This is a genomic window from Maribacter arenosus (assembly GCF_014610845.1).
Taxonomy (GTDB): domain Bacteria; phylum Bacteroidota; class Bacteroidia; order Flavobacteriales; family Flavobacteriaceae; genus Maribacter_A; species Maribacter_A arenosus.
The window spans coordinates 14743-30429 of sequence record NZ_JABTCG010000011.1 but is presented as its reverse complement, the minus strand read 5'-3'; the positions used below and the strand labels follow the sequence as shown (position 1 = coordinate 30429).

Sequence of the window (15687 nt, the reverse complement as noted above, 5' to 3'; positions counted from 1 at the left end):
CCTATTTTCGCGAATTTAGCCATTGGTCCAAGAAGAGTAAAGACCATATTTTATCGTTAAAATCTCGCATTCCCTTATTGTGGTCTTTAACTATCTTACTTACATAATCTGGGTCTAAATAATCATAAAGCGGCCCCTTTGTGTTCAGCAAACGATCATTGACATATTCTTTAAGATCATCTTTAAACCAAGCTTTCATCGGCACACTGAATCCCTGCTTTTTATGCGAAATGATAGATTCTGGTAAATGTTTTTTCATTGCTTCTTTAAAGATGTATTTTTTAATGGTTCTCTTCATTTTTAATTCAGACGGGATACGAGAAGTTAGTTCTGCAAATTCATGATCCAAAATAGGCACCCGCACCTCAAGCGAATTTTGCATGCTTGCCCGATCTACTTTGGTGAGCACATCATCTACCATATAGCTTTGCATATCCATTTTTTGCATATTGAATAAAAAGTCGGAGGAGCCTGAATTAGTAAAACTCTCAATTCTACTTAATTCTGCAGGAGATTGCTTTATATCTTGCCAGAGTTCTTTCTTGAACAGTTTTTCACGTTCGGCTTGTTGCCAAATCGATAAAAAAGCAGGGAAACTATTTTTGGGTTTGGAAAGATAATAAGTTGCCCCTTTTCCTTTTACGCTGTTAGGAATCATTTTATGCATAGCGCCCCAGAAATGTTTGCTTGGACCTTCGGGCAACACATTAAAGTTGCGCATGTTCATCATTCGCTGGTACTTATTGTAGCCTGCAAATAACTCATCACCCCCGTCACCAGATAGCGCTACGGTTATATGCTCCCTGGCAAATTTAGAAACGAAATATGTTGGTATGGCCGAAGAATCGGCAAAGGGCTCATCATAACAATCCACTAAGTGTGGCAATAGACCAATAGACTCTGGTTCTACAATTTGTTCATGATGCTCTGTATTGTACATTTTGGCGACTTCCCTGGCATATTTTAATTCATTGAATTCCTCCTCTTTAAAACCTATTGAAAATGTCTTTACGGGTGTGCTTGAATTTTTTGACATTAATGCCACCACTGCACTCGAATCAACTCCTCCGCTCAGAAAAGCCCCTATAGGCACATCGCTCATCAAATGTGCTTTTACCGATTCGGACAGTTTATCATCTAACAACTTGCACCATTCCTCTTCTTTCTTGCTATAATCAGGGTTATAGTGAATATCCCAAAATCTATTGATCTTGACCTTACCTCCATGTTCGATATCTAAAATATGGCCAGGCCTTAATTTTTGGATGTTTTGATAAATTGTGCCCTCTTGGGACGAATATCCATAGGTCAAATACTGATCCAGCATTGGAATGGAAAGTGCCGAGGATGATTTCGTCTGACTCAAAATACATTTTATTTCTGTACCGAAAATAAATTTCTCATGATCCAAGAAATAGAAAAATGGCTTGATGCCAAAACGGTCCCTGGCGCAAAAAAGTTTCTTGTGCTTCTCGTCCCAAATAGCGAACGCGAACATACCCCTGAGGTATTTCACACAATCACTCCCATACTCCTCAAAAAGATGAACGATGGTCTCAGTGTCTGTTCTTGTTTTGAATTTGTGTCCTTTTGTAATCAACTGTTCTCGCAAGCTGAGATGATTATAGATTTCACCGTTAAAGACGATCCATATTGTACCATCTTCGTTCGATAAGGGTTGATGACCTGTATCAAGATCAATAATACTCAATCTGCGAAAACCGAGGCCAACATTTTTCTTTACATAAAAACCGCTATCATCTGGTCCTCTATGGGTGATCAGTTTGGTCATTTTATGAATGTCATCTTGAAGAACAGGTCTGTCTATATCAAAATGAATCTTACCACATATTCCACACATTTATTTTGTTGGATATTTAATTATGTTACTAATTTTCTATTATATTTCCTTCTCATATGGTACTAAAAAATAAAAAGAAGCACAAAAGAACCTATTTATTTTTCAGCATAACAAAAATTCGCATTATTTTATGTTTAAGCGCATTGAAATTGGCTAAAATGAATAATTCTTTGGCTCCATCGACCAAGGTATAATTGCCTACTTGGCTAAGGGTATGTACCTTGTCTGAAAAATAGGTTTTCTTGAAAGGATCTACGATGTTGTGAATTTCTTCCTTAAAATCATTAATGGTTAGAGTTATGACCTTGTTGATACTAATTCTGCCTTCAATCTTTTCGGAATAATCCATCGATGGCCGAAACAAGTCGCCATTATGTATAAATAAGGTGCCTGCTGGCCTTGACGATCGAATATCAGTTTTTACAGGATTTTTAGGATGTTGGTGCCAAGGGCCGAAAATACTATCGGAATAATGGATATTAAGATTATAACGTGCACCTAATTTTTTATTCGTAGAAAAAAGAAACCACGTATTGTTGTGTTTAAATGGAGTGCTGTCAATACCTGCGTAGTTCTCGATGAGCACTTTTTCCAATTTCCATTTAAGGGGAAATTCCAAGGCTTTATATAAACGTACCTGATTTGCCTGGTAGGTCTCAGGGATGCAATAAATTTCATCTTCGTAATCCAAAAGATAGGGATAGGACATATGGAATTCTTCATCGATGACTATTTTGTTATCCTTGAACTCGCCGTCATGGTACAAAATACTAGCAGTCTTGCCGATACCTTGATCAAAACGGTAGTCTTCGTAAATAATATGTAATTGGTTCTTAAAATGAATCCCAAAGGGATCGGCCATAAATCGAGACTTTGGTAAATTCGGGAACCAATGTATGGTAGGAGTTTTTTTAGAATCTAAGAAATCATGAATAGGAGCCTCGGCTACGCCGATATTCCAAAAATCGGTATAAAAAAGCAATTTAATGATGCTCTTAAATGCTAAATTAAACTGAACATAGAAAAAAAACAGCATCTGAAAATTACTTGGAGAACGGTATATCTTATCAGATTTTATTTTCGTGGCAACAGCTGAATTATTGACGTTATTGTTTCTTATATCCTGACAAATCTTGAGTGGCCAATCGGTAGCTTCTAAATGTATTTTATCAATATTTTCCGTATAAAAAATTGCTGTTTTTAAATGCCCTTCTTTCAATACGCAGTTAGTATCTGGCTTGTTCGTGAGTCGAATAAGATAGGCACTCGTTATAACATCTTTGTGATAGATCTCCCAAAAACATCCAGTCGTATCCTGATACTTCTCTAGATTGCCAAACCGATAGTTCCATATACCATATTTAACGACTTTTAGCAGATTTCCCGTAAATTGAACAGAAGAAAAATCGAGAATGAAATCGAGTTCGGCATTTTCAATTATTTGGATATCAGCGGAATGCAATTGGGCAAATCCATATGTAATAAGAAAATCACATTGCATTACGGCTATTCCCTCGAATAGGGAAAGGGTTTCAACCCTTTGCAGGGCCTTCGATTTCTTTTTAATGAACAACCGATAGTAGAGATTCCATAAAAAACCGATTTTATGTGAAGAATCATTAAATGAAGAAGGTGCGGGTTTTTTACCCTGCCGTTTACCATCATATACCACTAATTTCAATTCGACATCGGCTTCCGAAATCAACTTTTTGATAACGATTTCTTGCCATGTATACAACTGATTATTGTTGCAAATGACGCCAAATCGAATATGTTTTAGGTGAGATTTCATTTCTATATTGATATATGATTGTGTTTAACATCTGATATATCAAGGACATTACTTGTTTTAAAATGTGAATTTTCTATTTTGCCCATATACCGCAGTCTTTTTGAGACAAAATTTTATACACTTGAATCGGCGAAACGATCGCTACTGGAACTAAACTCACTATTGTGCCCAACACAATCCCAACGACACCATAATCCAAAACTTTAACGAAGAAAAGCGATGCCGGAATATTGATTAGTGCTGCGAAAATCCACGCATACATTTGTAGTTTGATCCTACCTGTTCCGTTCAATACAATATTGAAAATGTTTACCCAAGTTGTAAGGCAAATTGAGATGGCGACTGTTATTGAAATAGCTATGGGTATCGCAAGGTTTTCTTGAAGCCAAAATTTATATATGAAGGGGGAAATAATAACCATGACAGAAATTATAAATAATGTGGCTATCCAAATTTTCAAGACAGTCCACATAGACTTTTTCATCCAGATAAAATCACCTTTGGCATAGGCTTCTATATTCGATGGCCAAAGCTGGTTGTTGAGAATGACGAACAACATCATAAATACGGAAAGATATTTATAGGCCGCCTCATATTGTGGCACACCTTCCAAAGACACAAAACTGGCGATTAGAATATTGTTTGTTTGATGTATGACAAGCATGGCCATTTGAATCAGGAAGAATTTGATCCCTAAAGAAAAAAGATCTTTGAAATAGGCCAATTTTACATATTTAAAAGAAGGGCGGTATGAGTTGAATTTACGCCTGAAGTAGAATAGTCCAACAAGTAACGGTACCATGGCGAAGGTTAAAGACCTGGCCGTTCCAAAAAGCAGTAATGATTCGGGCACTATTAATGGAATGAGTAGGATCAAAAACAAAAACGAAGCTTTGGTCAGCAAAGAGAAAAATTCTACGTAAGCCATTTTTTGCAACGCGTAAAATATTTCATAAATATTTCCTGCTATGAACCGAATACCAAAAGAAACGATGATGATGGCCCCAAGGATCTCTACTTCTTTAGTCAGTTCTGGGGCGATATTCAACCAACCGGTCCACGGCACGAAAAAATTCAAAATAAGAAGTACGATGGTAACTACTACTACAACTGCACCTAGAACGAAATATGCAGTACTGACGTAATGTACCGCCTTTTGATTATCGTCAAGGGCTACCGATTCTCCAAACTTGTTCCTCAACCCGAGACCGATACCTATATCGAAACTTAAAAACCAATCTACTATTGAAAGAAGTGTTAAAAAGATTCCGAACTTAACGGCCCCAAGATATTCTAATGATAAGGGGAAATAAATAAAACCTATCAGTACACCAAGGCCTTTAAGTAATATGGTCAATAATACATTTCTTTTAGCCCTGACGGACCGCTCATTGCCTTTATGTAAAGCTGTTTTTAACTTTTCAATTACATTCATATTTTAAGATGGCGGTACAATTATGGTACTTTCGGGTCAATTGACAAAAGCCAATCGTTCTTTGATTCTATTGATTCCCATTCCAATCCCAATATGGACGGCATAGAGAATTGAAATATATTTTAAAAATAAAAAGTTATTGGTCAGATTACCGATCATATATAGGATACTTACTAGAAAAGGCAGAACGAAATATAAATCAATATTTAAAGATTTTGAGTAATAAAGCACTGACAATATGACGAACAAAGTAAAGAAAATTGACGCAGGGATCCCGTATAAAAAAAGTGCCGAAAAATAACCGCTATGAAGATCTCCAGTCGTTGCCGTTGCCCGGTCTCTATCACCTGTTATGCGCATCAAATTTACATAATAGACCTCATTCTTGAGATTGCCATACCCGAAAACAGGTTTTTTGCCGATATTATCAAGAACCATGGCATAGTATCCTGCTCGGCTATCGACCCGCTCACTTAGCCTTTCCTTTATCAAAGAGCTCTTCATTATGTCTTGATAATAAAAGATAGAAATTGATAATATAATCGCAATCAAGGCCAAACCCGTAAAAAAAAGCTTTTCAAGAGCCATTTTCTTAATGAAAACCAGATAGGTAAGGAGAACTAAAGCCAAAATCACCCAGCTCATCCGCTGAAACGATGATATCACCCCTAATGAAAAAAGGGCTACCAATGAAATTTTCAAAAGATTGTTTTTAATTGTGGTCAACGTCCATACAATTGCGATGATGAGGTAGTACGAATTGAAATATTCGGTGCTAAACATACCATTTGATCTTAAAAATGATCCGAAGGCTTCCCGGTTATCGCCTATTCTTAGAAAGTATGGGTCGATAACTAACTGAACAAGACTTATTAAACTTGACGCTACGGCACCGATTATGATCGATTTACCGATGAGGTCATAGGAAGGTTTATCTGCCATTAACCTAAAGGATATCATAATGACTAAAAATGCTATGGCATCGTAAATACTTATTACAGCGTCTACAACACCTGTCTCGGGGATATTGTAAAGTGCCGAGATAGCAAGCATAATCACATAGGCATATAGGGCAACTTCGAACCAAGGAATGCTTTTGTTCAAAGTAAATTGTAGCTTTTCCTTAGAAAAAAACATTTTTCTTGCGAGAAAAAATGATAATATAAAAAAAAGCAACCTTTCTGGCTGAATTTCGAAAAAGCTGAATCCGGGAATTTTTATCGTCAATAATGCGTTAATATTACCAGTCAGCAAATAGAACGACACAAAAAATAGTTCAAACTTATATTTTGAGCCACTTTTAATAAGTAAATATAAAGCAATGATACCAGCAATGACAAAATAGATATAGAAATAGGGCATTTGCGCCTCATCTATTTTAAAGTTAAAAAGCTTGGAGAAGTCATTCATGTTATCTGGATATCACAGTTCTTGCTGTGCATTCATTTTGGATAATTCAAACCTTTGAATAGGATAAAGGATTAAGTCGATAACGCTTTTTTGACCAACCGTTTTTCTTTATTTTGCCCGTAACTCTGCTCATATCCATAGTAGTGATCTTTCTTCGAGACATCATTGAAAATGATAAAACTTTTCTTCTTTTTACCTTGCGGTATCAGCTTCTCTATATCTTCCAAAAATCCGATTTTGGCGATATTTCTTCGAATTACGAATAAATTTATATCAATCAAATCTCTAAAAAGTAGAAAATCTGATACTAGGCCGACTGGAGGGGTGTCCAGTATGATATAATCGTATCTATCTTTAAGATCTAGAAAAAGTGATTTCATTTTAGGTCCTGAAAGCATCTTATGAACATTACCATTCACCGTTGAAGTCGGAACGAAGTGCAAGGTGTTTAATTCTTCATGAAAATGAATTATATCATCCGCTAAAATAGTATCTCCATCTAAATAGTCCGTAAGTCCCTTGCCTTGGTTATCCTTGATACCTTTGACCAGACTAGGCTTTCTTAAATCCGCATCGATAATAAGGGTTTTTTTACCTGATTCGGCAAGAGTTATGCCCAAGTTGATAGCATTATACGTTTTGCCCTCTTCAGGAAAAATAGAAGTTATTCCTAAGACAACACATTGTTCTTTTGTCTTTACATATTTCAAATTGGTAGTTAAGTAACGAAATGATTCCTTTACATTCCACAGCGAAAGCTCGGAGTCCGAATTTAAAGATTCAGGGTCATGATGCGCGATACTGGCTATCACCGGAATATCACTATTAGAAAAAATCTGTTCTATATTTTCAATGTTCTCGTTCTTGGAGAAAAAGGCAAGCCATGCCATAGGAAACATAGTGCCAAGTACAAAGGCCAATACCAAAAGCAGCAATTTTTGAGGGGCTACCGGCCCATCACCTACCATTCTTGCTTCATCCAATACCCTGGTATCCGAAGTACTCTCGGCTCTGGCAATACCCGTTTTGGCCAGCTCTTGACTTAAATAATTGAATAGATTACTATATAAAGTACTTTGTCTTTCTATTGAAAGTAGGGCATTTTCTCTTTCTGGCAGAGAATTGATTACCCCATTATAACTTGCTAATTGACTAATAACTCTTTCTTGTGCATACTCTAAAGATTTTATGGCATTGCGCAAATTGTTCAGCAATAAATCGGTCGAGGCTTTGATCTGTTGGTTCAAGATGCTCATTTCTTGGTTCGTACCGGTTACATAGAATTTTTTCTTTGCTCTTTCGGCATATAAGTTTTTTAGTTCAGAGAGGTTTGCATTTATCATGGGATCCTCAATACCAATAGAAGTCGGAATTACAAAATCATCCGTGTGTTTATTCTTTTGGACGTTTTCAATTAGTGAATTGTAAAATTTGATGTCCAGTTCAATTTTCGCCTTCTCAGCTTGTAAATTCGAGGTTTGACCCAAGGCATTGGTTGCTGTTACCCCTAAATTAAGTGCCCTTTTGTTTCTTTTGAAATGTTCGAGTTGTAACTCGACTCTTGCCAAAGAATCCGACACTTCCCTTAGTTGCTTTCGAATAAATTCCTCCTTGCCCGAGGCAATTCCGTTTCTGGATTTCAGTTTATTCTGTACGTAATTTTCTGTTAGTCTTTTGAGAAAATGAACTTCTTTATCTACGAGGGCTCCGTAAGAAACTATTTTAAAAATACTTGCCTGAATGTCAATATTATTGACTTCAAGGCCTGTAAGATATTTATTGGCGACGTCATCAATGTTGTGGACAACGAAACTGAGGTTTCGAAGTGTATCGTCGTCAAGGTTGAAATCATAATCCGGTTTATTTATTATGAACGAGAAATATTCATGGCTGACCACTTCTCCAAATGCGAATTCTTTCGAAAAAGAAAAATCTCTTTTTACGTCACGGGTTGAACCGCTTTTTGGGTCTAAAACCTTAAAATTATTACCCTCAATCGTTAATTGATATTTTTCATTTGAAAGTATATCTACTTCAAAAGGAACATCATAAAGCTGGGCTTTGGCCTCGGTGAGTGTTACACCAATTGGAAAATAACCATAATATTCTTTTCTGGTTAGCCAGTTACCGGAATAGTAGGTAATGTCAAAACCCAAATCTTCCACAGTTTGGCGAACAAGGCTAAAAGATTTTAAGATGCCCACTTCATTGTAGAGGTTTTTTTCAACTTCGATTAAGCCTACTCCGCCCTCGATGTATTTGCTTTCACCCAGGGCCCTGTTACTTCCTGATGCATCGATCAAAATAGAGGTTGAAACTTCATATTTCGGCGTGGCCAGAAAGATATACGCTAATGTAATTGCTAAAAATGAACCAATGCTTAAAACGAAAAGCCATTTGTTCTTATAGACCTTCTGGAAAAATTGTTTCAAATTAACCTCCTGTGGCGCGTTAATCTTTATATCTTTTCTTTTTTTCATTATTGAATGTTATCAGGTTTTTTTTTACTTTTAAAATACCCATCATATTAGGGCTGATTAAATGATTAAACCCAGATATTTATGTCGAAAGTATTATTGTCATGATTCATGCTAATTTCAATTCGAAGTAAAATTCAGTACTAGTATGGTTGTGGTAATGGCAGATAAAATAAGTGAGAACACACTCAAATTGCTTTGTGCAATGCCTGACTTCGATTTGTCTACATATAAGACATCGTTCGGTTTCAAGAAGTAGTATGGTGATTGAATAATTGCAGGATCTGTGAGATCTAAACTTACTACTTTAGATTTGTCGCCCTCCTGCCTTATTACTTTTATATTATTGCGTTTTGCCGATATATTCAGATCACCTGCTGCACTAAGAGCCTCGAATATGGTTGCCTGTGTATTGTATATATAGTTGGTACCCGGGTTTCTAACATCTCCCAAGACCGATATTTTAAAGCTGGTAAGTTTTACCGATACCATGGCATTCACTAGATATTTGTCGATTTCGAGCTGCACTTTGTCTCTAATTTCCTCCACAGTAAGATCACTCACTTTAAGTTCGCCGACAATGGCGAGATTGATCATGCCGTCCGTATCAACAGTATAGCCGGTTAGAAATAACGATGCGGGATTTGCCTCGATATTTCTATTTTCTACCGTAGTAATATTAAAAAAAGAAGATTGTTCTGGATCTTTGCTTTGTACTTTGATGCTCAATACATCATTGGGTTGAACCCTATATTCAGTTGGAATTATCGGTATGGTAAGTGAGTTCTGAGCGGTTTGTATATAATTCAACTCCTTCGAGCTATAGCAAGACGACAATGATAACACGATTAAAAACAGAAATAGTTTGTTCATTTTTGAATAGATTTCAGTGCTTGATTGTATAAATGATTTGTAATCGAGAGGAAATATCAAAGCTTTATTCATTTTTTTTAAATTTTAAGAAGCCTTAGTTTTTCAATGGTGTTTTTAAACTTTGTTAACGTATGGCATCGCTTCAACATCATGGCCTTATGGATCAAAAATTAAAATGCCTTTTTTCGATGCCTACCAAAAATAGTTCGGAAAATGATTTTAATATCTAACCAAAAACTCCAATTTTCAATATACCATAAGTCATGTTTTATCCGTTCATTTTTCTGTTCATTGGTTACTGTAGGTCCTCTCCAACCATTGACTTGGGCCCAACCCGTAATTCCTGGCTTAATATAGCTCCTTACCATATAATCATTCACACTTCTTCTAAAATCCTTCTGTAAGTTGGCTCTATGTGGTCTTGGACCAATTACACTCATTTCTCCTTTCAATACGTTAAAAAACTGTGGTAACTCATCCAAATCACTTTTCCTTAAAAACTTGCCTACCCGGGTTATTCTTGGATCATTTACGATTGTTGATTTTGTGCCATTCACTGGGTTGTCACAAACTGACATAGTTCTGAATTTGTAACATTTAAATGTCTTACCAGCTTCTCCTTTTCTATATGGGGTATAAGTAATTGGACCTCTAGAATCCAAATATATGAAAATACCGATAAGCAGGTATAAAGGGGAACATACTATGATAATCATTAATGCAAAACAAAAGTCAAATAGACGTTTTAATATTGTTGTGTTGAAATTGTCCAATGGAGATTGGCGAAGTTTATAAACCGCAAAATCACCTATTGTGCCTGCATTAAACTTACTGGCCATAAGCAGGGGGTATTCCGGAATTAATTTAACCCGTACCCCAAAACTATCGGCAATCTTTATTAATTCAGTAATTTTTCGTTTCTCTAGTTGTGACACTGAAATGAAAACTTCATCAATGGAATTGTTGGCCAATACCTTCGACAACTCATTGATATTTCCTAAAATTTTCAAGTTTAGTACATTTTTAGATTGCTCATCTTGATCTCCCAGATACCCCGACAGGATATACCCAAAACGGGCCATTCCTTTCGTTAACCCAATGAGCTCTGAAAACTCGAGATCAGAACCTATCAGTAAGGTATTAGAAAAAAGATTTGAGCTTCTTTTTTTTAAATATTTCAATAGATACTTGTGACTGATCAAATTTAAATAGGAAAAAATGAAAATAGGAAAAATAAATGTAGAGCGTGCGAAGTATCTGATTTTAAATAGTATCACCAATGTCGCAACAATTCCAACAAAGAAAAATAATGACGTTAAAATACTCCTTAAATAGTTGTAATCAGGATCAAAATAGAATTCTTTTTCCCTATTGTAAAGAATAATAAATAGCCAACTTAAATTATAAATAATTATCAGGGGAATCATTTTTTTAAGAAAAGCTGGGTCAATAAATGAAAATTCAGGTAGTCTAAAAAAAAGGTAGATAATCAACACTGAATTCAATAAAACAAACTCAAATGCGAGTAGATTTATCAGTAAATATCTATTCTTCGAATTCATAAAAGCAAGCTCTTAACATCTTAATATTGAACAATAAAAAAAGTCTTATATTTAAATAAGACCCACTACAAAGAGTTTCAATTTACACGAACAAATAAAAGTCATGGCAATTATTATACTTTGAAAACTAGGTAATGTGACAATTGTACAACACTGTTTTTTTCTTGATTTAGCCAACATTTATAATTGCCCATTTTTATAAGTGCATTATTTTATTTCAATTTAAATTTAGTTGTATGCTTTTAAACCCGATAAAATATCGGTCGAACCTAAAATATATTAGTTAAAAGGCTTAAAAACCGATCTGAATCCAATAAAATAAAGGTTAATATTATTAGTAATGAAATGACCACCCATAAAATAAACTTCTTAATAATTTATTTTCATTATCAAATTTTATAATAAGGACATTTAGATATGCAAACTTAGTGGAGAGGGAAACAAAAAGCCAAGGCTAAAACCTTGGCTTTCCATTCATCTGTACTCGAGGCCGGAATTACCTCACTTCGCTCGGTGAGTCCTGGTCGAACATGTTGAGAATGAAAAGCCAATCGCTTCACGATTACTTTTTGTTTCCCAAGCTTATGACCAAACGAGTTTGGTCACGCTTTAAAAACAAAAAAACCAAAGCTTTCACCTTGGTTTTCCATTCATCTGTACTCGAGGCGGGACTTGAACCCGCACGGCCTAATGGCCATTGGATTTTAAGTCCAATGTTTTTTAGTGTAAATTACAACAAAGTAATTGATAATCAATTGATTAACAGTATTTTAATTTTCCTTGATATCAAACAAAATCATTTAAAACCATAAAATGTTGTACCTATGTTGTACCTAAATTGATTATCTTTATAATTAAGGACAAAAATATTATGGCTTCCAATACCAAAATCACACTAAGAAAAAAACCGAATAAGGATGGTCTTTATCCTTTGGCTGTCCGGATTACTAAAAATAGAAAATCCAATTATATGTATATTGGACACTATATTGATATCAAATATTGGGATAAAAGAAATATGGCTGTTCGTAAATCCCACCCAAATGCAGATTTATTAAATACATTACTACTTTCTAAATTAACTGAAGCAAACAAAACACTTCTTGAACTTCAATCTGATAATCAGGATATATCCTCTAGCCAAATTAAAAAAGAAATTACTTCCACTCTAGCGTTCACCACTTTTTCAGAAATAGCAGATGCCTATTTAAAAGAACTAGAGAATAATAGCAAATTCACCAGATTTTTTTCGGATAAAGTTCGGATCAATCATTTGTTGAATTTTTATGGATCAAAACGATTGATGTTTCAGGAAATTAATGAAGGTTTTTTGAGACGTTTCCAATCTCATTTAAGAAGTAATCATAATCTATCCGAAAGGTCAATTGTAAATAACTTGGTAGTTATACGAACGCTTTTCAATAGGGCTATCAAATTGGGTATCGTTGACCAAAAGAATTACCCTTTTGGTGCCGATAAAATACGCATCAAATTTCCAGAAGCAGAAAAAGTAGGGTTGACAATAGAAGAAGTACAAAAAATTGAGAACTTGGAAAATTTGTCGAAACAAGAGCTGCATACTCGAAATGTTTGGCTTTTTAGTTTTTATCTGGCAGGGATACGCATAGGGGATGTTTTAAAAATTCGTTGGAGCGACATATATGAGAATAGGATTCATTATAGAATGAACAAAAACTCAAAACTAGTTTCTTTAAAATTGCCGGATAAGCTTATTCCTATTCTGGAATCTTGTCGGGTTCGAAAGAAGTATTCAAATGATTTTGTTTTTCCAGAACTTGAGAAGGCAGATTTGAAAAATGATAAGGATGTCTATGCCAAAACCAATACTGCTACGAAGAAATTCAATAAATATTTGAAAAAGATTGCAATAAAAGCCAAGATAGACAAAAAGGTTACCATGCATATAGCCCGTCATAGTTTTGGAAATATCGCAGGTGATCGAATACCGGTACAGATGCTACAAAAATTATATAGACATTCTTCCATTACAACTACAATGCAATACCAGTCTAACTTTATTAACAAAGAGACAGATAAGGCTTTGGATGATGTGGTTAATTTTTAGTTAGCCTATTGGTGTTATTATTATTACGTACCCTTTACTTAGATAAGTGAAAATCTTCCTTGCAAGTACTGTCCCATAAAAGGTTAATTAATGAGTATACTAAAAGAGACCAAGTTTGGGACACTTTCTTGGTAAATATTATTATTCTTTCAAGTTATACTTTTTAAAGTGTCGGACTGTACGTCAAAAACTTTCTAAAGAAAAGCTTTGATCCTAAAATTTTGGATTCTCCGGATATTAATTAAAACAGTCTTAGTAAGCAAAAGACGTATTTAGAATAATACAAACATTGAATTCCGCCTTTTTAAGGCCATCATTTTTTTGTTCTTTCTCTTTCAATTGTTGATAACCCCATAATCTTGCCTTAAATGGAATATTTTGTATAATTAAATTTGGTACAACTTGGCATCCAATGGGACCAATTAAAATCAAGGGCATATGCAATTGATAATATATCGACTAAATTGGGTTAATACGTTGTTTATCAATTAATTGTGAATAACTATTTGTTTTTTCCTACTTCTCCGTTTTCCTATTTTCATACATTTATCCAGTAGCAATATTGAAAGAAAACAAAAGCGCTTTTGTTCATTTCACATCCCTAAAAAGAAACAAAATGGGCAATTTTTTAATCCTCGAACGACTAGATCGTTTGGAAAGACTGTTGATCGCCAATAAAGAGGTACTCACCTTTGAGGAGACCTGTGACTATACCGGAATATCCAGGAGCTATCTGTACAAACTTACCGCTGCTGGACATATCCCACATTCCAAACCCAATGGGAAACTGATTTTTTTCGAAAAGAAGAAGATTGTCCGTTGGTTGCTCCAAAACGAACGAAGATCCACACAGGAAATGGAAGACGAAGCTGCAGCCTATACGCTAAACGATAAAAGGCGATAGCATACCCCCAAATTCAATTAGTTCAATACCACACCCAAGGAATACCCTTGGTCCTAAACAATTTTTCATGAAAACAGTACCATACTTACGGGTGGGCACTTCGTACTATAAATTGGTGCAGGCACCCACCATCGCAGGACATTTCAATGAGATCCTGGTGCATTGGAACATCGAGACCATCCGCCAGGACCATGGAAAGGATTACCTGAGCAAGGTGCCGAAGTACGATGGTTTTACCTGTATCCCGAGCCATATCGATTTCAAACAGGAATACCAAGGGTTCTATAATACCTATTCCCCTTTGGTTGCAATACCCAAAGAAGGGGAATGCCATACCTCAATGGCCTTTGTCAAACATATTTTTGGCAAGCACTTTGAACTTGGACTGGACTACCTACAATTGTTATATAGCAGACCGGTACAGGTACTTCCAATTCTTTGTTTGGTGTCCAAGGAACGCTCTACGGGCAAGAGCACCTTTCTCAAATGGCTCAAGGCCATTTTTGACAACAACCTGACCTATCTGACCAATGATAGCTTTAGCAGCCAGTTCAATGCGGATTGGGCGAACAAGCTGCTCATCTGCATAGACGAGGTACTTTTCAACAAGGAGGAGCTTACCGAACGTATCAAATACCTAAGCACCACCAATATCAATAAGTTGGAGGCCAAGGGAAAGGACAAACGGGAAGTGGAGTTCTTTGGCAAGTTTATCCTTTGCAGTAATAACGAGGACAACTTTATCAAGATCGACGGGAACGAGACCCGTTTTTGGGTACTAAAGATACCGGTACTCAAAAAAGAGGAAACCAATTTCCTTCATCAATTGATATCGGAAATCCCGGCCTTTCTGTTCCATCTACAACAACGCCGGTTATCGACCGAACATACCACTAGGATGTGGTTCACGCCGAAACAGATAAGGACCGCTGCCTTGAAAAGGTTGGTACAGAACAACAGGAACCGGGTGGAGAAGGAACTGGCAAGCATCCTGTTCAGTGTCATGGAAAAGTTCGAGATGGAGGAAATCCATCTCTGCCCCATCGATGCGTTGCACCTTTTGAACAGGACAAGGGTAAAAACCGATTTGACCCAACTGCGGAAACTGCTCAAGACCGATTGGAAACTGACCAATCAGGACAACTCCAACAAATACCAGAAAATTGTCATCTGGAGCGATGGTGATATCCACATTACTGATGCAAAAGGACGCTATTTTACAGTCGAAAAAGACTTTTTGACCAAAAATTTTGATGATACGATGACATAATAGGTCGAGGCCAATGT

At 35.9% G+C, this 15687-nt stretch carries 10 protein-coding genes; 3 read left to right on the top strand and 7 right to left on the bottom strand.

The annotated features are described in order from the left end of the window. Position 1: 1 nt before the first annotated feature. From asnB to HPE63_RS18045, 7 genes are all read right to left on the bottom strand, one after another. Complete coding sequence (asnB, locus tag HPE63_RS18075) at positions 2–1861, bottom strand: asparagine synthase (glutamine-hydrolyzing) (RefSeq protein ID WP_188315710.1); 1860 nt, start codon at positions 1859–1861, stop codon at positions 2–4. A 91-nt stretch (positions 1862–1952) separates the two neighbouring features. Continuing rightward, entirely contained in the window at positions 1953–3653 is a 1701-nt protein-coding gene (locus tag HPE63_RS18070) for a glucosamine inositolphosphorylceramide transferase family protein (protein ID WP_188315709.1), read from the bottom strand. A 73-nt stretch (positions 3654–3726) separates the two neighbouring features. Continuing rightward, positions 3727–5088, bottom strand: coding sequence for a lipopolysaccharide biosynthesis protein (locus HPE63_RS18065; RefSeq protein WP_188315708.1), 1362 nt, complete (start codon positions 5086–5088; stop codon positions 3727–3729). A 36-nt stretch (positions 5089–5124) separates the two neighbouring features. Next, complete coding sequence (locus HPE63_RS18060; RefSeq protein WP_188315707.1) at positions 5125–6498, bottom strand: O-antigen ligase family protein; 1374 nt, start codon at positions 6496–6498, stop codon at positions 5125–5127. Positions 6499–6569: 71 nt separating this feature from the next. Further along, on the bottom strand, positions 6570–8978 hold the full coding sequence (locus HPE63_RS18055) for a GumC family protein (RefSeq protein ID WP_188315706.1): 2409 nt from the start codon (positions 8976–8978) through the stop codon (positions 6570–6572). Between the two features lie 117 nt (positions 8979–9095). Further along, entirely contained in the window at positions 9096–9920 is an 825-nt protein-coding gene (locus HPE63_RS18050; protein ID WP_188315705.1) for a polysaccharide biosynthesis/export family protein, read from the bottom strand. Between the two features lie 98 nt (positions 9921–10018). Continuing rightward, entirely contained in the window at positions 10019–11410 is a 1392-nt protein-coding gene (locus HPE63_RS18045) for an exopolysaccharide biosynthesis polyprenyl glycosylphosphotransferase (RefSeq protein WP_188315704.1), read from the bottom strand. 871 nt (positions 11411–12281) lie between these two features. Here HPE63_RS18045 and HPE63_RS18040 point away from each other — a divergent pair. The 3 genes from HPE63_RS18040 (at position 12282) to HPE63_RS18030 (ending at position 15670) form a co-directional block, all read left to right on the top strand. Then, the gene (locus HPE63_RS18040) at positions 12282–13496 is read left to right on the top strand and encodes a site-specific integrase (protein WP_188315703.1); all 1215 of its coding nucleotides are present in this window, start codon (positions 12282–12284) and stop codon (positions 13494–13496) included. Positions 13497–14112: 616 nt separating this feature from the next. Continuing rightward, positions 14113–14400: a helix-turn-helix domain-containing protein gene (locus HPE63_RS18035; protein ID WP_188315702.1), complete on the top strand. Its 288-nt coding sequence runs from the start codon at positions 14113–14115 to the stop codon at positions 14398–14400. 67 nt (positions 14401–14467) lie between these two features. Continuing rightward, positions 14468–15670 (top strand): primase-helicase family protein, encoded by a 1203-nt coding sequence (locus tag HPE63_RS18030; RefSeq protein ID WP_188315701.1) that lies wholly within the window; start codon positions 14468–14470, stop codon positions 15668–15670. Positions 15671–15687 lie beyond the last annotated feature (17 nt).

Bases quoted from the DNA above. Each gene is read 5' to 3' on its own strand.
- HPE63_RS18040 (WP_188315703.1), top strand. From the start codon at position 12,282: ATGGCTTCCAATACCAAAATCACACTAAGAAAAAAACCGAATAAGGAT.
- HPE63_RS18050 (WP_188315705.1), bottom strand. From the start codon at position 9,920: ATGAATAAAGCTTTGATATTTCCTCTCGATTACAAATCATTTATACAA.
- HPE63_RS18035 (WP_188315702.1), top strand. From the start codon at position 14,113: ATGGGCAATTTTTTAATCCTCGAACGACTAGATCGTTTGGAAAGACTG.
- HPE63_RS18030 (WP_188315701.1), top strand. From the start codon at position 14,468: ATGAAAACAGTACCATACTTACGGGTGGGCACTTCGTACTATAAATTG.
- HPE63_RS18060 (WP_188315707.1), bottom strand. From the start codon at position 6,498: ATGAATGACTTCTCCAAGCTTTTTAACTTTAAAATAGATGAGGCGCAA.
- HPE63_RS18045 (WP_188315704.1), bottom strand. From the start codon at position 11,410: ATGAATTCGAAGAATAGATATTTACTGATAAATCTACTCGCATTTGAG.
- HPE63_RS18065 (WP_188315708.1), bottom strand. From the start codon at position 5,088: ATGAATGTAATTGAAAAGTTAAAAACAGCTTTACATAAAGGCAATGAG.
- HPE63_RS18055 (WP_188315706.1), bottom strand. From the start codon at position 8,978: ATGAAAAAAAGAAAAGATATAAAGATTAACGCGCCACAGGAGGTTAAT.
- HPE63_RS18070 (WP_188315709.1), bottom strand. From the start codon at position 3,653: ATGAAATCTCACCTAAAACATATTCGATTTGGCGTCATTTGCAACAAT.
- asnB (WP_188315710.1), bottom strand. From the start codon at position 1,861: ATGTGTGGAATATGTGGTAAGATTCATTTTGATATAGACAGACCTGTT.